Annotated in this window: 22 protein-coding genes; 10 read left to right on the forward strand and 12 right to left on the reverse strand. The window is 60.2% G+C overall.

Translation table 11 applies throughout. The annotated features are described in order from the left end of the window. The 8 genes from AC0L2O_RS21955 to AC0L2O_RS21990 all read right to left on the reverse strand — a co-directional run bounded on the left by AC0L2O_RS21955 (window position 1) and on the right by AC0L2O_RS21990 (window position 10,223). A complete protein-coding gene (locus AC0L2O_RS21955; protein WP_473371154.1) occupies window positions 1-1,278 on the reverse strand; it encodes an O-antigen ligase family protein in 1,278 nt (425 codons plus the stop codon). A gap of 4 nt (window positions 1,279-1,282) precedes the next feature. Continuing rightward, window positions 1,283-2,251, reverse strand: a complete 969-nt coding sequence (locus AC0L2O_RS21960; protein WP_473371155.1) for a glycosyltransferase family 2 protein — start codon at window positions 2,249-2,251, stop codon at window positions 1,283-1,285. Between the two features lie 449 nt (window positions 2,252-2,700). Continuing rightward, complete coding sequence (locus tag AC0L2O_RS21965; RefSeq protein WP_473371156.1) at window positions 2,701-3,513, reverse strand: hypothetical protein; 813 nt, start codon at window positions 3,511-3,513, stop codon at window positions 2,701-2,703. Next, a complete protein-coding gene (locus tag AC0L2O_RS21970; protein WP_473371157.1) occupies window positions 3,461-5,725 on the reverse strand; it encodes a polysaccharide biosynthesis tyrosine autokinase in 2,265 nt (754 codons plus the stop codon). The genes AC0L2O_RS21965 and AC0L2O_RS21970 overlap by 53 nt, the downstream gene beginning before the upstream one ends. 277 nt (window positions 5,726-6,002) lie before the next feature. Continuing rightward, window positions 6,003-6,620 (reverse strand): hypothetical protein, encoded by a 618-nt coding sequence (locus AC0L2O_RS21975; protein ID WP_473371158.1) that lies wholly within the window; start codon window positions 6,618-6,620, stop codon window positions 6,003-6,005. A 136-nt stretch (window positions 6,621-6,756) separates the two neighbouring features. Beyond that, a complete protein-coding gene (locus AC0L2O_RS21980; protein ID WP_473371159.1) occupies window positions 6,757-8,250 on the reverse strand; it encodes an O-antigen ligase family protein in 1,494 nt (497 codons plus the stop codon). Between the two features lie 30 nt (window positions 8,251-8,280). Then, window positions 8,281-8,862, reverse strand: a complete 582-nt coding sequence (locus AC0L2O_RS21985; protein ID WP_473371160.1) for a hypothetical protein — start codon at window positions 8,860-8,862, stop codon at window positions 8,281-8,283. Between the two features lie 158 nt (window positions 8,863-9,020). Then, complete coding sequence (locus AC0L2O_RS21990) at window positions 9,021-10,223, reverse strand: polysaccharide biosynthesis/export family protein (protein WP_473371161.1); 1,203 nt, start codon at window positions 10,221-10,223, stop codon at window positions 9,021-9,023. 363 nt (window positions 10,224-10,586) lie between these two features. Between AC0L2O_RS21990 and AC0L2O_RS21995 the strand changes: the two genes are divergently transcribed. The 3 genes from AC0L2O_RS21995 to AC0L2O_RS22005 all read left to right on the forward strand — a co-directional run bounded on the left by AC0L2O_RS21995 (window position 10,587) and on the right by AC0L2O_RS22005 (window position 12,846). After that, window positions 10,587-11,054 (forward strand): hypothetical protein, encoded by a 468-nt coding sequence (locus tag AC0L2O_RS21995; protein WP_473371162.1) that lies wholly within the window; start codon window positions 10,587-10,589, stop codon window positions 11,052-11,054. A gap of 74 nt (window positions 11,055-11,128) precedes the next feature. Continuing rightward, window positions 11,129-11,404, forward strand: coding sequence for a hypothetical protein (locus AC0L2O_RS22000; protein WP_473371163.1), 276 nt, complete (start codon window positions 11,129-11,131; stop codon window positions 11,402-11,404). A 173-nt stretch (window positions 11,405-11,577) separates the two neighbouring features. Continuing rightward, on the forward strand, window positions 11,578-12,846 hold the full coding sequence (locus AC0L2O_RS22005) for a hypothetical protein (RefSeq protein ID WP_473371164.1): 1,269 nt from the start codon (window positions 11,578-11,580) through the stop codon (window positions 12,844-12,846). An 11-nt stretch (window positions 12,847-12,857) separates the two neighbouring features. Here the strand turns inward: AC0L2O_RS22005 and AC0L2O_RS22010 are convergent, their stop codons facing one another. After that, window positions 12,858-13,487, reverse strand: coding sequence for a transglutaminase-like cysteine peptidase (locus tag AC0L2O_RS22010; protein WP_473371165.1), 630 nt, complete (start codon window positions 13,485-13,487; stop codon window positions 12,858-12,860). Between the two features lie 191 nt (window positions 13,488-13,678). Here AC0L2O_RS22010 and AC0L2O_RS22015 point away from each other — a divergent pair, with 191 nt between their 5' ends. From AC0L2O_RS22015 to AC0L2O_RS22035, 5 genes are all read left to right on the forward strand, one after another. Next, window positions 13,679-14,416, forward strand: coding sequence for a metallophosphoesterase family protein (locus AC0L2O_RS22015; RefSeq protein WP_473371166.1), 738 nt, complete (start codon window positions 13,679-13,681; stop codon window positions 14,414-14,416). A gap of 110 nt (window positions 14,417-14,526) precedes the next feature. Continuing rightward, window positions 14,527-15,141 (forward strand): hypothetical protein, encoded by a 615-nt coding sequence (locus AC0L2O_RS22020; RefSeq protein ID WP_473371260.1) that lies wholly within the window; start codon window positions 14,527-14,529, stop codon window positions 15,139-15,141. Beyond that, window positions 15,138-15,458, forward strand: a complete 321-nt coding sequence (locus AC0L2O_RS22025) for a hypothetical protein (RefSeq protein WP_473371167.1) — start codon at window positions 15,138-15,140, stop codon at window positions 15,456-15,458. The genes AC0L2O_RS22020 and AC0L2O_RS22025 overlap by 4 nt, the downstream gene beginning before the upstream one ends. A 305-nt stretch (window positions 15,459-15,763) precedes the next feature. Continuing rightward, window positions 15,764-16,156, forward strand: coding sequence for a hypothetical protein (locus tag AC0L2O_RS22030; RefSeq protein WP_473371168.1), 393 nt, complete (start codon window positions 15,764-15,766; stop codon window positions 16,154-16,156). A 742-nt stretch (window positions 16,157-16,898) separates the two neighbouring features. Next, window positions 16,899-18,101 (forward strand): hypothetical protein, encoded by a 1,203-nt coding sequence (locus AC0L2O_RS22035; RefSeq protein WP_473371169.1) that lies wholly within the window; start codon window positions 16,899-16,901, stop codon window positions 18,099-18,101. 114 nt (window positions 18,102-18,215) lie between these two features. Here the strand turns inward: AC0L2O_RS22035 and AC0L2O_RS22040 are convergent, their stop codons facing one another. From AC0L2O_RS22040 to AC0L2O_RS22050, 3 genes are all read right to left on the reverse strand, one after another. Next, a complete protein-coding gene (locus AC0L2O_RS22040; RefSeq protein ID WP_473371170.1) occupies window positions 18,216-18,608 on the reverse strand; it encodes a hypothetical protein in 393 nt (130 codons plus the stop codon). 76 nt (window positions 18,609-18,684) lie between these two features. Beyond that, a complete protein-coding gene (locus AC0L2O_RS22045; protein WP_473371171.1) occupies window positions 18,685-19,101 on the reverse strand; it encodes a hypothetical protein in 417 nt (138 codons plus the stop codon). A 39-nt stretch (window positions 19,102-19,140) separates the two neighbouring features. Continuing rightward, entirely contained in the window at window positions 19,141-19,440 is a 300-nt protein-coding gene (locus AC0L2O_RS22050; RefSeq protein WP_473371261.1) for a hypothetical protein, read from the reverse strand. Between the two features lie 998 nt (window positions 19,441-20,438). Between AC0L2O_RS22050 and AC0L2O_RS22055 the strand changes: the two genes are divergently transcribed. Both AC0L2O_RS22055 and AC0L2O_RS22060 read left to right on the forward strand, forming a co-directional pair. Continuing rightward, window positions 20,439-20,612, forward strand: coding sequence for a hypothetical protein (locus AC0L2O_RS22055; protein ID WP_473371172.1), 174 nt, complete (start codon window positions 20,439-20,441; stop codon window positions 20,610-20,612). Window positions 20,613-21,000: 388 nt separating this feature from the next. After that, window positions 21,001-22,584 carry an EAL domain-containing protein gene (locus AC0L2O_RS22060; protein WP_473371173.1) on the forward strand — a complete coding sequence of 528 codons (1,584 nt, stop codon included), beginning with the start codon at window positions 21,001-21,003 and terminating at the stop codon, window positions 22,582-22,584. Window positions 22,585-22,703 lie beyond the last annotated feature (119 nt).

Here is a 22,703-nt window from a genome sequence, read left to right on the forward strand (position 1 = left end):
TCAAGCCAAGGCGCGTGATGGGAGCGTGATTGCAAGAAAGAAGACGAGAAACGAAGGGTATAGATTTTGGAGCGCCGCCTCCACAGAAGCGAAAGCGACGGTCACGGTGCAGGCTGCTACTGCGAAATTGAGCAGAGCCAACTCATTTCGGTCTGGAAATCGCTGTCGGGAGAGACGTCGCGCCGCAGCCAAGCAGGCATAAGGTGCGCTCAATAACACCGCAATAACTCCTAGAGCTCCTATGATTCCAGATTTCGCAAGGTAGTTGATCAGGACAGAATGGTAGTAGAATAGAAGACTCTTGTCCGCGCTAAGGTCCTCAGTCGCGAACGTCGTTCCAAGCCCATTGCCAACTATCATATTGCTATCGAAATCTGACAAACCTAATTTCCAGATTTCTATACGGCCCATCGTAGAGCCAGAATACTGGTCTTCTCTGACCGAAATTGGCATGAGGTCAGTAGCTATGGCGATAGGAAGTATGGTGGAAGCGAGCACGGCACTCGCAAATAACATCCACGGCCACACAATAGAGCGCCGCAAAATACCCGAGTAAATGAGTCGGATGATTCCAAATTCGCAGAGGAGAGAAAGAGGAAAAGCGATTTCGCCAGTCCGCGAGTCGGCCATGTAAATTACCATCGCACCAACTGCGGCAATGATACCATCGCGTAAGCGCAGGATTACGCGGCGCTTACTGAAGAGAGCTGCGGATCCGAATACTGTTGCAACCAAGCTAGCAAAATAGCCCAAGATCGCCGGATGCGGCGTCAATCCATAGAGTCGTTCCCGCTGAAGCCCAATCAAACGAAAGGCACGCTCGGGCGCAACAAAGCCTAACGCAAGTGACCCAATGACGACCGCGGCGCTGGTAAAGAGAATTATCCGAGCGATCCTTGTTCGGTCAGAAAGCGCCAGCGTACCGGCGAAAATCGCGAGAATCCCTGCGCCTAGGATCCTCGCAAATATAGAGAAAGAAACGTCAACAGCACCATTTGAAAGCATGGTGAGGCCGAGCGCGCCAAGAAAGAACGCAATCGACCAGCCACGACCAATGCCGCGCATTGGTACGAACGGCGTCGCAAGGCACATGAGAACAATGATGACCCAGCGGACCGGCGGCACTACGTCGGCGGCGCCGCCGAGGAGTTCGGGTTCGACAGCCCAAGAAAATACAAACAATGCGCATAAGAGAGGAACCGCCCAAGTCCCAGCTACGCCGCGATCCTTCCTATCGACCGCAGCACGTGGCGCCGCCAACACGTCCTCGGTAGACATTAAATTACCCTTTGTTTCCGAGCGTTAGCGCCGCGAAGTAGGTTGACGTGCTGACCGGGGCCCGATAGCGCCGAACGAATGCTAGAAGCGGCACACGCTTTCCGAATACTTCTGACAGATACAGCTTAAGGTCTATATCCTTTCGGTGACGAACGGCAAAACGTAGGGCCCGCGCGCAGCCGACCGGTAGCAGCCAGAGGGGCGCTCTGATTAGCTCCTTGCGCAGGTAATTTGCTGCTTCGAACGCGAGATGACGACCTTGGCTCCGATTGATGGGGGATTGCGAGTGGAAAACACGTATTGCCGGTGCACTGCGGATTTCGAACCCAGCGTCCATAAGCCGCAGCGATCGCTCCACCTCCTCACCCTGGCGATAGAACTCGCTAATATAGTCACCTGTCGCGGTGATCGCCTCGCGGCGATAAACATTCCCGCAGCCCTTGTACGTTCGAACGCGGATCGAATTCGATTCGAGTGGCCAGAGATATCCATGATCAGCCAGCCGAATGTTTAAGGCAGCGACCCCGGTGCTCGGATGCTCCCGCATGAACGCAATGATAAGCTCGAGACCGTTATCGTCCTCCAACCAGCTATCATCATCGAGATTGAGAATGAATTCGCCAGTGCAATGCGCCGCTCCATAATTGCGCGCTCCAATAAGCCCTAAATTCTTAGGCGTACGCAGATAAATAACCCCTGGGAATTCCCTTACAGTATCGCGGATTGCAGAGTCTGGTGTACCATCATCGACCACTACGATTTCTTTATCGACGTAGCATTGGTCTATCGTGCGATACAACGTAGTGCGCAGGTCCTGCGCGCGGATATACGATGGGATAAGTATCGAAACTCTACCGATCACAAAAGCAACGGCGTTACTCGCGCGCATACCGTGAAGCTGGTCTGAGCGCATCGCGGACGCAAGGGGTACATTCGTCACCTCTGTACCGAATTCAGGCAAGAGCGTCTCCATTATACCATTCTCGCGAGAGCTTTTCGAACGCTGTGCTCGAGATGATGACGCCTATCTTTGCTGGATGGAATACCGAAAGAAACTCACGTTTCGCATGGTACCCAAAATTGTATCGACTCGCTTGTATCCCTCTAACGTGACCTCATTGCATCGGTCCGATTTGTAGTAGCAAGCCTTGACCTTGATTGTCCTCGGACAGTTGTTCTTAATGCTAACAACATGATCCACCATAGCTGGATTTACGACCTGTGGACGAGCAGCAGCTTCCACGTCGAGACACGGGCGGCCGAGTGCATCTCGAATCGGTGCGTTGGATTGCTCGGCTTGTCCTTGCATCATAAACTTTGACACGTTCGGAGTTGTGGTGGTTTGCGCTGGCGCTGGAGCCGGCAGGACTGCAAGCGCAGCACCAAACACTCCTCCGCATAATCGACCGCACTGCATACTCACTATCTCCAAGGTCTCTCGTCCGTCGCGATCCCGGGTATAGGCAACTTGAGCCCATCCGCGACAAGTCGTTTATACAGGCTCTGTCTTGAAACAATATCGGCCGAGCCAAGCGCGGCGAGCAGTTGCTCACGGTGTTGCCACCCCGCACTCTCCAGATTCAGTGCCGCGTCTTCTATGAAATCAGAATCGACCATCTCTTCAAACTCTGAGACCACCGCAGAGCGCAGGGCTGGACTCAACATCGGGAAAACCCCTAGCGCCATCCGGTTGCGGCGCAGCGATATCCAACCCTCGTGCGGCCCCTCTGCGTAGGACCGATCGAGAAAGCGGATTAATTGAACCTCGAAACCGCTACGTGCCGTTTCAGCCGAATAGAGCATCAACCACAGAAATGAATCTCTGGGGCTTAACGCTAGCGCCAGCCTGATGTCCTTTAAGGCATCTGATACGCTGCGATCCGCCTCTGCCGAGTTCTTGCGCGCCATCGCGTCTTCTGCAAGCCGCAGCTGCACAAGGGCTTTAGCGCGCACGATCTCCGATTGCGAGAGTACTGCAGCTGCTTTGGCATCGATCTTGTCCAAAACGTGCACGAGAGCACCTGGCCTAAACCGATCGTCGGCCATGATTCGCGTGGCGGCATCGCTCGCCGGTATCGTACGCCAGAACGACGGCAGGACGATAGCCGACCACAGCCCGCTCGCGAATCCGCTCGTGAGTAGCACACTGCGCAGCACTGCGTGCGCACCACCCCTCGGTCTGTTACTCCACATACCCATATCGGGCATAGTATTTTTGGTAGTAATAACGACCATGATATGACTCGTAGCGCGCAAGCGCCTTGGTGTCAGCTTTGTTCAGCACCACGCCGAGCAGCTTGTCATGGATCTCCGGCGCCCCGCGCAGATTGTGCCTGACCACGTCGATGTTGGTCCTTCCCCACTCCACCACGAACACGTAGGAATCGACGAAGGATGAGGTGACGCGCACGTCCACCACCGGCGCCATGGGCGGCATGTCCAGCACGACGTAATCGAATCTCGAGCGCAGCTCGGTCACCAGCGCGTGCATCGCCTTGGAGGCGAGGATCTCGTTGGTGTGCAGCAGCTTCGAAGTGGTGCCCGCCGGCAGGATCGACAGCTTGGTCTCGGGATCGACGAACAGCGCGTGCTCAAGCTGGACCTTCTGGCCGACGACATCGACCAGGCCGATCTTCGCGTCGGGCACCAGGGCGCGTGACAGTGAGGGATTGCGCAAATCGGCATCGACCAGGATGACGCGCGCGCCGCCATGCGCCATGAGCTGGGCGAGGTTGGTCGAGAGCGTGCTCTTGCCCTCATTCGGCAGGGTCGAGGTGGTCGCCAGCACGCGGTTCTCACGCACGATGGAATTGAGGTCGATCGCCACCTTCACCGAGCGCACGGCTTCCGCGAAGCGCGACAGCGGGTTGTCGACGACATAGCGCAGGAGATCAGGCTCCGGATTGCCCTTCCTGGCGAGCTTGCTCCCCAGCATCTTTTCGCCGAGCCCCGGTCCGGAAGCGGCCGCGCCGAGCGCGGGCAGGATCGCGATGCAGTTCGCGCCCAGAATTTCCTCGACCTGGCCGGTGGTGCGGAACACCTTGTCGGTGAGCTCGCGCGCCAGCGCAGCGCCGAAGGCCAGCATCAAGCCGCCGAGCAAGCCCGCCACCAAGACGATCAGCGTCTTCGGAGAGCTCTTCTTGAGAGGCGCCGTCGCGGCGCTGATCACCCGCGCCTCCGTGATCGGGAACGATTGCTGCTGCACGCTTTCCATGTAGCGCTGGAGGAAATTGTCGTACATCGCCTGGTAGCTCTGCGCATTGCTCTGCAGCTCAGTCAGCTGCACCTGCGCCTGGTTGGTGAGCTGCGATTCCGAGACGACATTGGCGAGGCTCGACTTGATGCTCTCCTCGCGCGTCACCGCGATGTCGTAGTCGCTCTTGTAGGATTCCTGGATGCGCTTCAGCTCGTCCTGGATGTTCTTCTTGATCTCCGCCATCTGCCGCCGCAGGTTGACCGCGGCCAGATGATCCGGGCCGTATTTCATCGACCAGATCGATTCCTTGGAGGCCATGTCGACATATTGGCCGCGCAGCTTGACGATCGTGTCGTTCTTCAGCGCGTCGGCGACATTGGCGTCCGGGACGTCCTGCTTCTGGATGTCGTTCATGCGGTCGAGCCGCGCCTTGGCCTCGGCGGTGGCCGCATGCGCCATAATCAGCTGGCTGTTGACCTCGGCGAGCTGCTGCTCGTTCATCAGCCGGCCGCCGGTGTCGACGATGTTGTTGGCCTGCTTGAAATCGACCACCGCCCTCTGCGCGGCGGAGGCCTGGGTGCGCAGTTCCTTGATGCGGTCCTGCAGCCAGACGCTGGCGCGGCGGGTCGCCTGGTACTTCGCCTCGAGCTGGTCGACAATGTAGGCGTCGGCGATGGCGTTGGCGATTTTAGCTGCCTTATTCGGGTCTTTCGAGGTGTAGCCGATCTCCATCACATAGGTGAGACCGAGCCGCTTGATGGTGCGGTTTTTCTCGAACAGTCCGAGAGCCTTGCGGGTTTGCTCGAATTCGGATGACGCATGCTGTTCGGAGAACAGGCTACTGATGAAGCCGAGCACCGCACCGATGACGCCGCCGCCCGCCCCGGTGAATTCAGGATCATCGATCAGGTGCAGGTCCCGGATCACGGCGAGGCTGATATTCTCGGATTTCAGGATCTCGACCTGAGTCTCGACCGTCGCGGAATCGACCGCGATGTCGCCGAGCACCGATTGCTGCTGGAACAGCTGCACCTTGCGGGTGTCGATCACCATCGATGCGGTGGAGGTGAACTGCGGTGCGGCGGTGAAGAGATAGAGCAGCGCCAGGATCACGCAGGCCGAGACGATCGCGACGATGGTCGGGAATTGCCGCCTGATAATCTCGACGTAGGAAGTGAGCGTCTGGCCCGGAGAGCCGTCGCCGAAATGTTCGCGATTGATCTCCGAAGTCGGCTTGTTCACTTGCAGCATCGGGCAATTCCCAAAAGCAATCCGTTAAACTGAAGGATTGGAGGTCCGGCAGCGCGGGCTCAGCGGTCGCGATGCGCTCGCATCAGGGCGACGCCGCACGCCATAATAGCACGGCCTCATCGCAACCAGAACTGTGTTGATGCAGCGCAATGCGCCAAGCCCGTGCCAATTGATGTGAAGCTTAACGCCCGAAATGCAAAACGGCGCGATAAAGCGCCGCCTTGACTAGATCGCGAATGAGGCCGCCAGGAGGCCTTTGAACTACGGTCAAATACGGTCAGCGCGTGCTGACGCGGCCGGTGCTGGTCGTGCCGCCCACGGAGCCGCTGCCGGTACCGGAGCCGCTGTTGGCGGAGTGCAAGCCGCCGAACGTCGTGGCACCGCCGCCATTACCGCCAAACGCAAAGCCACCCGTTCCGGTCGGGCCACCTGCGCCGGTGCCGCCGCCCGCGCCACCGCCGGTCGCGGCGATCTGCACGTCACCTGTCGCCGCCTGATAGGCTGCGATCACGTCGGGGTTGTTGGTGGCGGCAATCGCGGCCTGAATCTCGTTGGCGAACGCCTGGTCGGCGGTCGCGGCCATGCGGGCGATCTGGGCGAGGCCGGCCACGATCGCGCGCATCTGGTCCTTGGTCGTCGCGGGATCCTTGAGAAGCCCGATCAGGGCCGGAACCGTGGTGGGATCAGAGGCGCCGAGATCGCGCACGCGCGAGATCAGCTGCGCACCGCCCGGATATTGCTGCAACAGGCTGCCCGGTGTGGTCTTGAAATCCGAAATGACTTGCGGCGGCAGCTGACGCTGCGGCGGGTAAATGGCTGCGCTGGCGGCGCTTGAAATCGTCACGGCAAAGGCCGCGGCGGTGGCCAGACGAAGCGCAAACTTGAGAACGCCCATAACATACCTCCAAAATATCAACGCCCGCCGTCGTGCTCGCAAATAGCCCGGGCAAATGACAGTGCAGCGCAGAAGTTAGCGTAAGAAGAAGCTGCTGTCCATCTATCCTAAAAACTTCGTAAACAAGCTAACTGCTTCAAAATTGGACAGTTTTATGAACCGCAGGCTCGCGCCGCCGCGCCGGCCTGGCCCTCTCGCCCGGGGCCGCTTCGGCCTGCCGCGCCGCCTTCACCGCAACCCCCGGCTGCGCCTCGCCCGAGCGGAACGATTGCGCCAGCCCCGCGCCGAAAAGCGCAAAGAACGGAATGGAATAGCCGGGGATCTGGAGCGTGAAATCCAGGCACGAATGCAGCAGCGACAGGCTCGCGGTGGCCGCCGCCGCCAGCGGAATGATGACGTCGCGGCGCCGGGCGAACACGCCACGCGCGAGGATGACGAACATCACGACCCAGGCGGTCGCCACCAAAAGCGCCATGGGGATGCCGACGTCGGAGGCGAGCTCGAGCGGCGTCGAGTGCGCGATATCCCAAATGCCGCGAATCGAGATGTTGGGGCTGCGGTAGGGTGGGAACGCCCATTGGAACGTCCCCATGCCGGTGCCGAACCACGGGTTGTCCGCGATGATGTGAAGCGTCGATTTCCAGGCCTCGATGCGGCCCTCGTCGACCAGCCCGTTGCTGTCGAAGCGGCTCGAGACGCGGCCGCCGAGCAGCTGCATCAGGCCAACGGCCACCACCACGCCGGAGCCAAGCGATATCCAGATGCCGGTCCGCTGCGGCAGATCCTTCCTCATGAACAATGTGAAGGAGAGGATCATGGCGAGCAGCGACAGGCTGACGCCAGCGCGCGAGCCGGTCATGAACATCGCCATCAGACAGATGAGCAGTGCTCCGAGTTGCGGCAGGATCTCGCGCGGCGGGATCGCACGAACGTCGAGCGACAGCCGCTTCCATTCGATGTGGCGCTCAGGCAGGCGGCGGCGGACGTCCTCCAGGATCAAGAGTATCCAAATCACCGCGCACGAGCCGAAATACGCCGCCGCGGTGTTGCGGTTGATGAAGGTGCCGGTGACGCTGCCCATATAGGCGGTCTTGTCCCGCCACAGGATCATGGTGGGCTCGATCAGGAAAGAGAGCACGCCATAAAGCGCGTAAAGCGCGCCGGAGATGGCGATGACCCAAAGCATGCGTCGAGCGCGCTCGCGCTCGGCGCCGACGGTGATCCCGAGCAGGATCGCAAGAATGTTCGCAAGCGGCGCCCCCAGCGCGAAGAACGCCTCGTTCTTCACGATTGAGGCTGAGGGCGCAATCGGAACGCCCAGGAGGTCGGACGCCTGCTTCCAGATCGGGTTGAACGGCGCAATCCAGGGATGATCCGACAGCTGCTCGTGCAGGACAAAGGCGTAACCCGCGACGATGACACCGATGCCGGCGATCATCCAGAGGTGCGGCTTTCGCAAGTCTCGCGTCGGCGCGAAGATCAACGCAAACCCAAGGCAAAGGCACCAGAACGCGATCGAGAGGTCGTTGGTCGAGCCGAACGGAAACGGCGCGCCGGCAACGACGAAATAGAGGATGAACGTGGCGGGAAGGCTCCACGACCAGCCTATATGGGGAAGCCGAAGGCGCATCGTTGGTTAAGCCGGCCTTTGCTCTAGCTTCTACAAGAAGCAATTGATCGGATAGATCTTCAGATCCACATTCAAGCGACTGTTACGGGTCTGCGCCCGGAAGCCGTAGAACAGTCCAATATTATCACTCCCCTGATCGAGCTTTATTCCAGGGGTTAACTCATCGGGCGGCACCAGAAGACCGATGTGACGGTTGATGGCGGAGATCTCGATCCGCCCCTCCCCGTCGCCGAAATGCCCGACAAGCTGGGTGACCGTTACCTTCGGCAGCCCGCGGCGCTGATGGCAAAGCTCCTCCTCCCAGAGCTTGGTCTGCTGGACCAGCGGCTTGTCTGATCTATCGGGAACAACGATATCCGGAAATGACGGGTGCAGCATCCCGAAGAACTTGGTTTCCTTGGAATTCGCCGACAGCCGGACCGTAAAGGAGAGCTCGCCCTTGGCCCCACGCAGGTGCTGCAAGATCGGCGCATCGGGTTCGGCGGAGACTACCACATCGATCCGATGGCGAACTCCGAGCTGCTGCGTTTGCCCGGCAGCCTCCCCGAGAAGCATAGCTCCCGCGAGAACATTGGCCAGAAAACACCAGAGGACTTGCCGCCCAAACCGCATGAGGCCTCACAACACTGGGCGGTGACCGATCACCGGCGCGCCTTGCTCAGTGGTGCCTTGATCCATAGCCGAAAACATTTGCGTCCGGTCTCTAAACGAAAATGGCACCGGGACAAAGCCCCGGTGCCATCGTTTGTGCAGATCAAGCAGGCCTTAGCTTACGGCGCCAGCTTGATGTTGTTGCGGAAGATCAGGGCATCGTTGCCGAGGTTCACGGCATCGCTGCCGGTCGCCATGATCACTCGCATGTAGTTCAGGAACTTGGCCACTTCGACGTTGGTCGAGTTCGAGACATAGATGATGTCCTGGTTCTTCATCATGACCTTGGTCGCGAGGAAGAAGCCACCCGGATCGCGGAGGTTCACGTTGAAGATGACCGGGATGGTCTCGGTGGTGTACTTGCTGACGTCGATGCCGAGCTGGGCAGCCACGTCACGCGGCTCGCGGCGGTAGAGATAGACGGCCGCCGGATTGGCTTGGCCATCGAGCAGACCGCCAGCCTTGCCAACGGCTTCGCCGAGGTTGATGCGCCAAGCATCGAAGTTGAACTCGCCGCTTTGGCCGCTCGCACCGAACGCCAGGAACTTCTGCTGTTCGCGATAGACGTAGATGCTATCGTCCGGGCGAACATAGATATTGTTCTCCGGAGCCATCACGAGATTCTCGAACGGCACGGTGGCGCGGCGCCCGCCACGCTCCAGCATGACCCAGGTCTCGAAGCCCTGGCCCTTGATGCCGCCCGCCCGCGTGATCGCGTCGAGCACCTTGTCCTTCGCACCCGCGGCGCTCGCGGGATAACGCGCCGGCGAATTGACTTCGCCAAGCACGCTGATGAGCTGGGTCCGCTGCGAGGACATCGCGACAATCGCCTGCGGCTCGATGGCGCGGTTGCCGATCTTTTCGATGATGGACCGCTGGATCTCGACCGCCGTTCGGCCCGCCGCCTTGATCTGGCCAGCATAGGGCACGGTGATGAAACCGTCATTGTCCACGGACTGGTCAGGCATGGTGACGAAGTTGCCGGGGCGCACGCCGGCTTCCGCCGGGATGAACAGACCGCCTGCTGCAGCTTCGAAGATGGTGACGGCGACCACGTCGCCGATCCCGAACACGATGCTGGCGGGAGGCCGCTTATCGGTGAATGCACCCGCGAGGCCCTTGGGCTCGTGCGTGCGCAGGATGTTCACTGTGGCAGGATTGAGCGGCACCAGCTCGTAAGCCGGCGCATTGTCGGTCTGGATCTTGTTGTTAACATCCTCGGTCAGCGGGCCGGAACCTGGATTGGTCGAGCACGCTCCCAGCGCCAAAGCGACGGCCAAAAACGCCGGCTTAAACAAATAACTCTTCGCAAAGGTATGCATGAATCGCCCCTTTAGTCCCCAATTAGCCCAAATTGGTACGGCCTAGCGGGCAGTGCGACAAGGGTTCCCGACCCGAACGAATGGTTAACGGCCCAATGAGTCCACGACTGTTGCGTGCAAGCCACGCATCGGAACCGGCATTAACCTTTTGTGACTATTTAAGGTAATGCTGTTGCCGTTTTCTCGTGCAAGGTGCCCCACCGAGCGCAGCGCTCAGCTCCTGCACGCTCTGCGGTTCTGCTATTAAGCGGGCGACCGCCACCCATTTGATGGACTTGCGACGTGTTAATATTGGCTGTTGCCTCGCTTGGGCTTCTCTCCGCCGCCTCCCCCATTCCGCCAGGGGGCAGCTGTACGAGCGCGATGGCATCCCGAGCGGCCTGCGTGCTTCAGGTCGCAAGTCCATCCTCGATCTGGAAGTTCAGCCGGACCCAAGGTCTCAAGGAGGGGGAGAGCTTCGCCGCCATCACCAAGACGGCCGAGACGATGCAATCCGATCCCGATTTCGCCGGCCTGATCGTCCGGTGCGCTCCCAAGGGCAAGGTCGACGTGCTGGTAGCCCTGATCCGCCCGTTCCCGCCCAGGAGCCACCCCAAGGTTACGATCACCTCCGCGACCGGGGGTTCCCTAACGTTCGAGGCCAGCATGGCGGCAGCAGGCGCTGCGGTCCTCCTGCCTGACGAGGTCTCCGCCTTCGCTGCGGGAAACTGGCAGACGACGCCCTCGCTGTCCGTCCTCGTCAAGGAAAGTGACAGCGAAATCAAAGGCGTGGTGGCCCTGAACGGGCTTCGCGAGGCCTATAATTCCCTGCTGGCCAATTGCGGCCAGTAGACAAAATTTAGCCATACGACTTAAGGGTCTTTTTAGAGTGCGGAACCTAAGGTCCGGAGCACGGAGTGTTTCGGATGACCGAGCTTTTGATTTTTAGCTTTCTCGCAGGCGCCGTCTTGGGCCAACGCTTTCGCGTCCTGATGCTCCTGCCGGTGACCTTCTTTTTGGTGCTCACCGTGCTCCCGGTCGGCTTGATGACAAGCCTCGGCTTCCTCGAAGGTCTGAAGGCTGCGGCGTTCGTAGCGATTGCTCTGCAGGCCGGCTATCTCTTTGGCTCAGCCGCCCGCTTTGCCCTCGCCGCCAGTCGTGCCGCCCGCGTGTTTGCCCGACCGCTGAAGACCGCCCGCTGATCTCTGGCCGCTGGTCTCCCTGGCCGAAGAAATCAAGAAGGCTTCTGAGAATCGCTGGGCAAAGCTTTCTTGGATTGAGGTTCTGCGCTTGTTGCTCGCAGACCTCTGTTGAAAACCAACCTGCGGCTTGTATGGTGACCTGACCGTTTCAGGATTCCTTCCAGGCGCGCCGTTTGTCCTTCGCTTATTTTGCCCTCATCGTTTCCATCGTTTCCGCCTCCGTTCTCGAAATTGCTGGCGCCAAGTTCGGCGCGCAGCTCGGGATGACGGCTGCGGCGCTGAGCCTGTTGGGAGCCACCTTCAGCGCACGCAAGGCCGATTACGAGCATTATCTGCGCGCCACCTCATGGGGCCGGTGGATTTTGATCCTCATTCCCGTTTGCATCGCGGCCCAGCTTGCGCCGGTCTGGTTCGGCTGGGCGCATCCGATCTGGGCGAGCAGCCACGACGCTCTCGGCGGCCTCTCGCTGGGGCCGATTACGGCGGATCTTGGTTTGACGCTGAATGCGCTGTTTCAAGCGCTTGCAGCGCTCTCGTTGCTCGGAGTGACGATCGTTGTGGTCCGTGATCGCAGCCGGGCCGAGTTGGTGCTGTTTGTCCTGAGCGGAGTAACGGCGGCCTCCGCCTTGACGTTGGATCTGCATGGGTTGTCGTCCGCCTTTGGAGCGGCCGTGCCGTCCGGGCTTGGCACAACCATGGCCGGTCTCGGTATCATGCTCAATTTGGCCGTCATGCAGCTGGCCGCCGAGCGGGCGGAGACACGCCACTCGCTGGTCCGCTCGATTGCGATCGGTCTCTGTGGTCTGGTGGGGGCCCTGGCAAGCGCGGTTGCCATTTTCGGCTTGTCCGGCACGAACAGCGCCGTCGCCGCGGCCTTTGGGATCGTGCTGCTCGTGTTGATCCTGATCATTCGCCGGCTGGACCTATCGCCATTGGCGGCAAGCGCACTATCGGTTGCCGCGATGGCGGGGACAGCGATTGTCCTGACTTTCCTCTTCGAACAGAGTTCCGGTCCGCTGCTTTTGCGGCTGGTCCCGGATGTCGGGGCTGAAACCAGAGCCGCGCTCGAACGTATGTTGGCCGACACGCGATGGTTCGGAGCAGGCGCAGGGACCTTTTCGGCCGTAGCCAGGATCTATCAGAGCGACTCCGGTGCGGTATTGACCCCACCCTCGGCAGCGATAGCCATCTTTGCCGGTATGGGATGGATTGGCCTGGCTGCGGGGCTGGGATTGGGCGTGATGGCCATAGTGCGCCTGTTCTTCGGCTCACTGAGGCGCGGACGCGACTCGTTCTTTGCCTCGGCGGCCGCTGCCTGCGTTGTCTTTGCCCTGATTCAGAGCTTCGCCGGTCCAGGGCTGCTGCGCCCGGCCGTCATCCTTTGCCTTGCCGTGATCGTGGGACTGGGATTGTCGCAAAGCGTCAGCCAGTCCTCACGATAGAGTGCCCGTCATCAAACGTTGCGATCCCCGCCGAGTGAAGCCCAGTAGTTCGGGTTCTTGGGCATCTGGATGCGAACCCAGCGATAGGACTTCTTCGACCAGGGCAGGATGTGCCCGGTGAGATTATCCAGCACGAGATCGCCGGAGAACGTGCGCACCACGACCACGAGATGATGCTCACCCCAGGTCGTGACGACCTCGCTGAGCAACACCGAGCGCGCCGGGAAGCCCTTGGCGATCAGGTCGTGACGTTTTGTCACGGCGTAATCGTTGCAATCGCCGCTGGCAGGATGCAGCAGCCATTTCTCCCCGCGCAGCCCTTCCAGATTGGGCTCGGGTTGGATTGCAGCGTTGACCCGCTGATTGACCTCCTGAAGCTGGGCCATACGTTCGGCCGTGAGCTTCAGACGACCGCCCCGGAACACGATGTGCTGCGGCCGCGGCTTACACTCGCCCTCGTATTTCAGGCAAAAGATCGTGAACGCCATCGGCGCCAAGGTCGGCTGGTCGAACTTGATATATTGGATGGCGCCCCTCAGGCCGAGCGGCGCGCCAACGAAGGCGGCCTCGGCGCTCTGCTGCGCTCCCGCAGCCATCACGACAGCGGCCACGGCCGCCAGGAACTTTACAAATCTGCGCATCTCGCGCTCCCCGTTCTTGTTGGGAAAACGCTACGCGAGACCTCTTGAAATGCGGCTCAAATGAGCAGTGGCCCTTTAGTCAAAACGGGGGCAAGTCGTTCGGAAACAATTAGGAATACCGATGTGTAACTTGTTCTGCTATGAGCGATCATGATGTCCATTGACGACGCCAGACGCGATTCGACCAGCTGATGGGCCTTTCCAAACGCTTCCGTAAGAATGTTAAGCCTCGGCTTCCCGACGGCGTGAGGATCTATTGCATCGGCGATGTGCATGGCCGCGCCGACTTGCTTCAGTCTCTCTTAACCGTCATCGACGCTGACCTCGCTCGCTCGGCTCCCGAACGGGCCATCCAGGTCTTTCTCGGTGACTATGTCGACCGCGGCCCGGACTCACGCGCCGTGCTTGATATCCTGATCGAACGCTCGAAGTCGCACGAGACGGTATGCCTCAAGGGCAATCACGAAGTCTTCCTTCTCGAGGTCCTCAACGATCCGGGACGCCTTCAGGAATGGCGCCACTATGGCGGGCTCCTGACGCTGGTCTCGTACGGCATCGCGCCGAGCATGAACCCTACCGCGGAGCAACAGATCGAACTGATCGAGGAATTGAGACGCGCGATCCCGCCCGAACATCTCGCCTTCCTTCAGCAGTTGCGCTCGTCCTTCACCTGCGGTGACTTCTTCTTTGTCCACGCCGGCGTCAAGCCGGGTGTAGCCCTCGACCGACAAAAGGACGAGGATCTGCTTTGGATCCGCGAGGAATTTCTCGAATCCGAGCGGCGTTTTGGCAAGTATATCGTTCACGGCCATACGCCTGTGAGCGCCCCCGACATCCGACCAAACCGCATCAATATCGACACCGGCGCCTATGCGACCGGTAACTTGACGCTCCTGACGATCCAAGGCGATAGTCTGCTTGCGATTTAGTCCGTCGCAGGATTGTCGGCCGGCCTTCATAGGTCCGCTTCACGAGTATTCCGAATTCAATCATGAACCACATGATCTTGCTTCGCGTCGTTGGCGTTTGCATCGCAGTGATGCTGCTGCTCTATGCAGGATTGGGATTTTACGGCGATCTGACGCGGTCGGATTTTCGGGCGAGCGATTTGTTCTTGGGCGAGATTCCGCCCGAGAAGGTCAATGTGGCTTCATCGGGCGTTCTGGCGCCGTATTCATTCGATGGCGACCTGCTCGCGAACTTCGCGGCAGCCAAAGCCGCGGACTTTCTGCACCGTCCCTCAGCCGAGGCGAACAGCAGGGCTATCGAGAACGAGGCTGCCCAAACTAGCGTCGTCGCGGCGCTGAAGGTATCCCCAATCCGGCCGGCGCTATGGCTCACCCTCGGCAGGCTGAAAGCTGAGTCCGGCGCCCCCGTGACAGCCGCGGTGAAAATGTCTTACTTGACCGGGGCCGTACCGATGCCGGTTGCTTTCGCTAGGATCCAAACCGTGACTTCGAGCGCGGCCGCAAGCGACGAGGACATCAAGCTCCTGGCGCAATCGGACATCCGCTCGGCACTTGCCAACCGTTCTCGCTACGAACAACTTCTGATCGCGGCCTATGTGCAGGCGACGCCGCAAGGAAGGTCGCTGCTGCTGGAGGCCACGCAGGCGGCCGATCCCAAGTTCAACCAGATCCTGCGGCGCTATTGACGTTCGGACGCGAATTGGTTTGCCGTGACTTCTCAACGCGCCGCTTTCGGGGCGACAGGCACGAAATCCTGCTGGCGACGCGGCTGATCCGGTTGTCCTTGGTAGACGAACATCCCCTTCTTGGTCGAGATGATGTCGCCTCGCTGCAGGCCTTGGTCGTTGAGCAGGCGCTCGGTTGCGACGAGATCGGGATCTTCCGGAACCGCCACATAGAGCTCGGGATGTTCGTGGCGCTCACGCGCGACCTCGTTGGCGCGTCGCCGTGCATCCTCGATCCGCTGCCGCCATTCGTCGCGCGTCAGTTCGGGCTCTTTTGATGGAAGATAGTCGTTGAGCGAAGATTCCGGTTCTGTTTGAGCAAGACAGGGGTGCCAACAGGCCAGACAAAGGGCGAGCCCGCCGGCGATGGTGATCGTTCGAGACGCAAACCTCCTTGCGGAAGCCGGCGAATGGTCACGCTGAATAGGTCGCAAACGGACAACTCCAGACAGAGGGCATAATGACGAGCATTGGCTGGGTGCAATTGCTTCTTCAGTTCCGCCCGAGTTTATAGCTTTGCCGATTGCAAGAAAGCGAATTCACGGGCAAGCTCCATGCTTTAGCGTGCGAGGATTTTAGCACCGTGGTTCGCAGCACCGTTTTTCTGGCTCTGTTGATCTGGTTTGGGATCCACTCGGCAACGGCCGCCCAGATCGAATACCCGCAAATTATCCGGACCCAGTATGAAGCCGTCGACCAAAAGGCCGGCGGACATTTCGTGCTCTGGTCGGAGCGCGAACGGATATTCTATGGCTTAGACCAGAAGCTTTTCCCCGGCGCCCGCTATGTCGAAATTACCCAGGTTACCCCGACAGCAGGCTCCATGACCCTCACCTATGTCGAAGTCCGTACGGTCGGCAGCACAACCTCCGACTACCTTTATCTGACGGGTAACGTCCGCTTCCGGGTCAGCGGGATGGCACTGAAAGCCAGCAACTTCCCGACCGGCAGCGGAATGACACCGTCCAATCAGTAGCCTCGGTCAGCGGCTACGGCTCGAACCGCTGCCCCGCGTCCTGCTCCCGTAGTAAGGTCGGGCTCGCCCGCCGCTAATCGGCGGAGCTTGAATCGTGCTCGGGATATTCCGCGTCGCCGTTGTTGGCGATGGTTGCGACGGGTTCACGATGATGACGTTGTGGTTGGGTGTCGATGGATCATTGACCCCTTGGGCGCCTGCGGCAACGGGCGCGAGAAGTAAAAGTCCGGCCAGAGCTACACGTTGCATTGATATCTCCCGAGCAAAAACGCCCGGCAGGCCAGCTCGTTCCCACACGTTTCTCGGATGCCCTTACCTTGGTACGGCGACCAGTTTGCCATCCCGCCACACCCCCTGAGCCGACATTCCGTTCGGAAGTTTGCCCGGCGCCAGGTTCCGCACCGCCGTCGGGCGCGAGGCGCTCTCGGTGGTGTTGGTCTTTTTTGTGGTTGTGGTCACGATGCTCGTGCTGGTCAAGTTGGGCTTATCCTTGACCCCTTGTGCGAAACAAGGTTGCACCAGGAGAGCCACAAAGGTCAGTGCAAGTAAGCCGCCGCGCATGATCAATACCGGAAAGAGGACCTCCCCGAAATGTCACAGGTTTTCGCCCAAAAGCAAGCGCCTTGGGCGGCCCGATGAGGGCTCTTGCAAACCCGGCAACGAAGCGGGGCGTGTGGGTGAAGGGCTTTGAAGCGAAAAACCCTAGCGAAACAGAACCATCCGGGTTACTTGATCGGCCTTAATGACGGACCCCGGCGACAGTGCGGCCAACGCCCCGAAGACGCACGAGATCAAGACCGGGCTTGTGCGTCTTCTGTCCAGCCAGATCCGCGACATATCGGGCAATCCGCGGCTGATGCGCGAGATCGTTTACGAACTGGCCCGCGTCAAGCTCCTGGAACAGTTCACCCACGCTGACGTGCGGGAGGCACGTGAGCTCCAGCAGCTGCTCGAACGCGCCATTCGGGAGGTTGAGCGTTCGTTTGAGCGTAGCGCCGCCGAGCAAAAGGCAGGCTCCGCAGCGTCCGATATCGCGTCGTCAGCCGTCTCGGACCCTCCGCCGGTCGATACGTCTGCTGTGCCGTCAATTCCAGTTGAATCGCCACAGCCGGCCGCCAAAATCGCGGAAAAGCCACGCCGTCCTGTCGTGCCGCCGGGATCGCCGGCCAAGCCACGCGGCGGGTTCGGCTCCCTCATGCGACTAGCCGTCATTGCCGCGACCATCGCGGGCGCCTCCACGACGGCTGCCTATTGGCCGCGCTTGAGTGCGCGATTCCTCGCGATATGGCGGTTCGCGGCACCGGCCGAGCACGCCTCGAGAAGCCCCGAACCTCAGCCCGCCACCAGCGCAATCGTCTCGAGCAGTGAAACACGCGAGCGGGCACCAGATCCTGCAAAGGAGGCGGCGCCACCTTCGATGCCTTTGCCCACCACGTTCGGCGTCTACGCCCTGAGCGAGGGCCAACTCCAGGAACTCAAAGCGGTGCCGGGAAAGATCCCGGACCATCGTGTGGCGATCTCAGCGGCAATCAACACGCCGAGCGCAACGACGCTGACGAGCGGAGACGTCAAATTCATTGTGTTCAGGCCCGACGGGGGTCTCGATGCAAGCGGGACCGAGGTTCGGGTGGTAGCCAAAGTCTCCCGAGCAATGGGGGTCGATGCCACCGGCAAGGCCGCCATGGTCAGCGCCGGCGATTCCTGGGTGGTTCGCAGCATGTCCTACCCATACAAAGTGGGTCCGATAGAGGATCAGGCGAGAATGCTGTTGTTGCAGCCAGAGCAGGACGGCTTCACGCTTTCGCCCGGGCGCTACGTCGTGGTGGTTAAAGGCATGGGCTATGACTTCAGCGTGGCCGGCATGGTCACAGATCCCAATCAATGCGTTGAGCGCATCAATGCAACGAACGGCGCATTCTACTCCCCGTGCCCACCGCCTCGCTAAAGCGGCGATGAGATCGAGATGATCGTCATCGCACGCAGTTCATTTTCAGCATGATCTTTTCGGAAGCCGACGACGCAGTTTCCGGATCGTTATCGAGCGGAGCGCATACTTCGCTTACTTTTTTGCCTTGGTATCGTTGGCTGTGTTCGCCGGCACCTCGTCGGCCTTGCCGTTGTTCGCCACGCATTTGCTGAAGTAGTCGCGCCGCTCCTTGGCCGTCCCGGCGCTGCCGGCAGCGGGATTGCCGATCTGCTTCGGCGGAAAGGCTTTGGCCAATGCTGCGTCACATGCGTGCGCCACATCGACCGTAACGGCCGAGGCGGCTACTGGTGCGCTGAAAGCCAACACGAATGCCAATCCAACTGATTTTTGCAAATGTCTGCGGGGCACCTGGCTCCCTCCTTTAGTCCGTTCCAGAACGCAACACCAAACCATATCAAAAAGAACAAAAGAACCAATCGTCAAAGGCGAACGGGGTGCACGAGACTGATCCGCGTCCTGGAGCATAGCCGAGGCCGACTCCAACTCTCTGCCCCTGGGCTCGATGCTGCTGAGCGTCTGGACCGCCCGGAAAGCGCCAAGCCTAGCTGTTGAGCTGGGGCGCTTTGAGGTCGGGGAAGCGAGTGAGCATCGCGGCCTTGACGAATTTCAGGTGCGAGATGGTGCTGGCCAGCTCCTTGAGCCGTCGCTGTCCATTCGATATGTCGGCAGCAAACAGATCCTGATGGTAGCTGTCGAGCGGCTCCCGCTCGAGATATTCATCGGTGCCGTTGCCGAATGTGACGGACGCACGCGCCAGCGCATCGTCGACGCGTCGATTGAGGCCAACCTGCTCCCTTTCGGCCTCTTGCAGGGCGGCATCGATCGCGATGATCACGGCTTCGATCCGCACGCGATCGGTCGCAGCATCGCGCTCCGCGGAGCGGGCCTTGAAGCCCTTGTCCTCGCGACGGAGGTGCAGAAGATTATGCGCGCGCGCTCTCAGGAACAGCTGGAACATTTAGGCCATCCCACATCACATTTGGGGCGATACCATCGGTCAGACATAGTTAACAAAGCCTAAACCGTCGGCCTGGTCTGCCCGGCTTTGTGCTATCCATGCTCTCCAGGACTTTTCATGTTGGGAATAGAGCTCAAGCCATCGCTTGTCGGTTCGCGCTCGCCTTCCGCGCTCCTCCAGCCCGGGTCCAGCATGAACAGCTTCGATCAGGGCATTGTCCAACAATTCAAATTCCGCCGTCTCCTCCAGCGAAAGGCCGATTAAGACCCGGTCTCCTTGCGCATCGACGAAGTACCTGCGAGGTGCGTTACGCCTTTGATCAACCATTTCTATGGCCATCAACAGATGATCCGCGCACGTCGGAGATTTTTGAAACAAACAGAAGTAACGAGCAGACGTCTTGTTTCGCCCAGCACGGCAATTGGATCGGCCATTTACGCTTTCCCGCTGCGCCTCGGAAAAATCGAGACGATTAAAACCTTGCCAGAAATGCGGACCTTTCTAAGCCATGGCTCTGAAGCGCTCAAGGATGGCTACACGTTAACCTAACCGCAAATGGTTATTTCGAGCTTCGCTGCAGCGTCCTGCACTTGATCCTTCCGTCATGATGGATGCTGATTTCGATCCAATCCCATGGAGGCCGAACCATAGGGCGCGTAGAGACGATATCGTGCGGATCGCTTGCGGGAGCGCCACGCGCGCACGCCGTACCCGCAGCAAAAGCCACCGCCGAAGATCAAAGCCAAAACCAGAATTGCTGCCATTTGGAATATCCCAATTTCCGGAATGTTCCTCCCCGGCTATTTCATCTTACCATTGTGGCGACTTCAACATCGGGGCCGCTGAATCTTTTGTCAGACGAAGATGAAGTTTGTGCAACGGATTGCTTGAAGTTTGATCGCCTGACAAAGAGCAAAGAGCCCGAGGTAGAATCTGGCCGAAGCGCTGATCTTGCCTCCCGCTGTCACGATTTCGCTACGCCATGGATCGGCAAGATCGAGCTCGAGCTCGAGAACGGACTCGCAAGATGAGTCCGTTGCTTTTGTGACAGCCGACATGGTGGCAGAACATCCTCGATTGCGGCTACGGGCACGCGCGGATCGGCCGCGCTGACGAAAAGTCCCGTGGTTGTACGGAGCGTTCAGGGCCGCTTTCCTCCAGGTAAGGTTGAGCGGTTAGCTTAATCCGCAGACTTTGTTGCGCGTTTCGTTGGATCGCATATCCATCTCCGCACCGGGCTTCCCCAAGGCCCGGCCCCACCCAAGCAAAGCCGTCGAGCGACATGGGTCCGCTTGGCGGCTTTGTCGTTGTGTCGAGATGAGAGGAATTTTTCGGTTATGGCGCGCAAGCCCTGGTCGTTCAAGGAAGATCGCAAGCTGATGGAGCTGGCCAAGTCTTCGACATCGCTGGAAGAGGCGGCGAAGCAACTCGGGCGGACGCCTGACGCGATCAAGCGCATGGCCTTGCGACTCGGCCTGTCGCTCAAGACCAAGGTCGGCAAGAAGGCCTGATAGCGCCAGCCAAGCCGTCCGGCGTGGAACCGGCAGGTCATTTCAGCGTTGCTCCATCGGGAGCTTGCTGAAAAGGCGGAGATTCCGTCGTGGCACATTATTTCATTCTCGGAATATTGGTCTGGCTTGGCATTAACGTTGCGTTTGTCGGGTTGCGCCTGTGGGTCACCCGTCCGGTCGGCCGCCAAGTCTATGCAGGCGGTTCTCAACTGAGCGAAATCCGCGTAGGGCGGCGTCTACACCGCTGACAATACAAGCAATCTCCATGCAATCGGTCCGCCAGCTCACGCACGGCGGGTCACGCCTAAATCCGCAGACCGGCTTAAACCCTATCTTAGCGCCTCCGAGGTAGAGTTGGGGTAACCCCCTCTTAACCTCCCTGGGCCGGATGAAAGCAGCACGGCCGAAACTCTCATTAGCGGCGCTCCTGCTGGCGGGCACGGCGGCGTTCGGCCTCGCCGGTCACTTCGCTGCGACGCAGTTCATCCACCATCAGCAAGCGCGCCAGCTCGAAGAGCTGACCGAAGTCGTGCTGCGCCGGTCCGAATTTGCCGTCGATTTTGCGGCCGCGAGTCTCGACGAGCTGGCGGGCCGGGGGCTTGCGACCTGTGATCCGAACTCGCTGCAGGCGATCCGCCTCCACGTCTATCAGCGCTCCGCCGTGAAGGATGTCCGCCTCGTCAATTCGGACGGCTCGGTGATCTGCTCGGCCTATTCGGAGACGCTCGAATTCGACAAGGGCTGGGTGGATCGTGCCGACATGCTTGGCTCGCGCGATTCGAGGCTGATGTTGTTCCGCGTCGAGCAGTTCGGTGGCGACGCGCTCGGCGTGCTCAGGGACGTCGGCGACAAGAAGGCGCTGGTCGCCATCCTCGGCATCAATTCCAGCCTGTTCGACATCATGCCGGCCGAGTTGCGCGCCCATGGCGAGGTGCTGCTCGCGCTCAATAACGGCGCACGGCTCGGCGAGTTCGTACTCGACGCCGGCAAGGCGCCGGCGCATCCCGTCGATTTCGAAAAGAGTTCGGCACGCTATCCGCTGCGCACCATCGTTCGCATCGACAGGTCCGTGCTGTCGACATGGAACAGCGAGGCCTACTGGCCAGTGATGGCCGTCTCGCTCGCGCTCGGCATGATGTTCGGCCTGCTTCTGTCACGGACCCGGCGCATGGAGGGTCCCGTCGCCGATCTCGATCGTGCGCTCGCGCGCGGCGAATTCAGGCCGTATTTCCAGCCGATCTTCGATCTTCGGACCCGCGATATCAGGGGCTGCGAAATCCTGGCGCGCTGGCTGCGTGAAGACGGCTCGGTGGTCCCGCCGTTAAATTTCATTCCGCTGGCGGAATCCAGCGGACGCATCGAAGCCATGACTTGGCAGTTGCTCAGGTCCGCACTGGCGGATTTCCAGCCTCATCTGAAGGCCGACAAGGATTTCAAGCTCTCGCTCAATGTCGTGCCTCGGCACCTCCTGAGCGCCGGCTTCGTCGAAACGCTTCGCAGCACCGTCGCCGCGGCGCGAGTCTCCGCGCGCCAGATCGTGGTCGAGGTGACCGAGCGGGACGAACTCGACGATCTCGCGCGCGCCGCAGCCGTCGTCAGCGAACTGCGCGACTACGGCTTCCGTGTTGCCATCGACGACGTCGGTGTCGGCCACAGCGGGCTGTCGCGGCTGAAGGGGCTCGGGGCCAACACCATCAAGATCGACAAATTCTTCGTCGACACGATCACGGTGGACACCTCGACCACGACGATCGTCGAGATGCTGGTGGCGCTCGCCAGGGACTTCCACATGACGGTGGTTGCGGAAGGCGTCGAAACCGAGGAGCAGGTGCGCGCCCTGATCTCATGCGGCGTAGAAGAGGGTCAGGGCTATCTGATCGCAGCGCCGCTGCCTTTCGCCAAGCTCAACGAGCTGATGGCGTCGCGGCCTGCGGCCGAAGCTCCGGTGGACGACACCGCGCTGGTGGCCTGAGCGTCCGGCTGGCCCCGAAACCGGCACCCTTGCCCGCATGCACTCTCCAGACCTGTCCCCGGTGCGAGTACCGGTCCCGAGGGTCTATCGGGTCCGTGCGACCTTAACGATATTCCCGG

The organism is Bradyrhizobium sp. Kon10, from assembly GCF_055807395.1.

Coding starts and splice junctions, on each gene's coding strand:
- AC0L2O_RS21955 (WP_473371154.1), bottom strand. CDS start 1,278: ATGTCTACCGAGGACGTGTTGGCGGCGCCACGTGCTGCGGTCGATAGG.
- AC0L2O_RS21960 (WP_473371155.1), bottom strand. CDS start 2,251: ATGGAGACGCTCTTGCCTGAATTCGGTACAGAGGTGACGAATGTACCC.
- AC0L2O_RS21965 (WP_473371156.1), bottom strand. CDS start 3,513: ATGGTCGTTATTACTACCAAAAATACTATGCCCGATATGGGTATGTGG.
- AC0L2O_RS21970 (WP_473371157.1), bottom strand. CDS start 5,725: ATGCTGCAAGTGAACAAGCCGACTTCGGAGATCAATCGCGAACATTTC.
- AC0L2O_RS21975 (WP_473371158.1), bottom strand. CDS start 6,620: ATGGGCGTTCTCAAGTTTGCGCTTCGTCTGGCCACCGCCGCGGCCTTT.
- AC0L2O_RS21980 (WP_473371159.1), bottom strand. CDS start 8,250: ATGCGCCTTCGGCTTCCCCATATAGGCTGGTCGTGGAGCCTTCCCGCC.
- AC0L2O_RS21985 (WP_473371160.1), bottom strand. CDS start 8,862: ATGCGGTTTGGGCGGCAAGTCCTCTGGTGTTTTCTGGCCAATGTTCTC.
- AC0L2O_RS21990 (WP_473371161.1), bottom strand. CDS start 10,223: ATGCATACCTTTGCGAAGAGTTATTTGTTTAAGCCGGCGTTTTTGGCC.
- AC0L2O_RS21995 (WP_473371162.1), top strand. CDS start 10,587: ATGGCATCCCGAGCGGCCTGCGTGCTTCAGGTCGCAAGTCCATCCTCG.
- AC0L2O_RS22000 (WP_473371163.1), top strand. CDS start 11,129: ATGACCGAGCTTTTGATTTTTAGCTTTCTCGCAGGCGCCGTCTTGGGC.
- AC0L2O_RS22010 (WP_473371165.1), bottom strand. CDS start 13,487: ATGCGCAGATTTGTAAAGTTCCTGGCGGCCGTGGCCGCTGTCGTGATG.
- AC0L2O_RS22015 (WP_473371166.1), top strand. CDS start 13,679: ATGGGCCTTTCCAAACGCTTCCGTAAGAATGTTAAGCCTCGGCTTCCC.
- AC0L2O_RS22020 (WP_473371260.1), top strand. CDS start 14,527: ATGCTGCTGCTCTATGCAGGATTGGGATTTTACGGCGATCTGACGCGG.
- AC0L2O_RS22035 (WP_473371169.1), top strand. CDS start 16,899: ATGACGGACCCCGGCGACAGTGCGGCCAACGCCCCGAAGACGCACGAG.
- AC0L2O_RS22040 (WP_473371170.1), bottom strand. CDS start 18,608: ATGCTCCAGGACGCGGATCAGTCTCGTGCACCCCGTTCGCCTTTGACG.
- AC0L2O_RS22045 (WP_473371171.1), bottom strand. CDS start 19,101: ATGTTCCAGCTGTTCCTGAGAGCGCGCGCGCATAATCTTCTGCACCTC.
- AC0L2O_RS22050 (WP_473371261.1), bottom strand. CDS start 19,440: ATGGCCATAGAAATGGTTGATCAAAGGCGTAACGCACCTCGCAGGTAC.
- AC0L2O_RS22055 (WP_473371172.1), top strand. CDS start 20,439: ATGGCGCGCAAGCCCTGGTCGTTCAAGGAAGATCGCAAGCTGATGGAG.
- AC0L2O_RS22060 (WP_473371173.1), top strand. CDS start 21,001: ATGAAAGCAGCACGGCCGAAACTCTCATTAGCGGCGCTCCTGCTGGCG.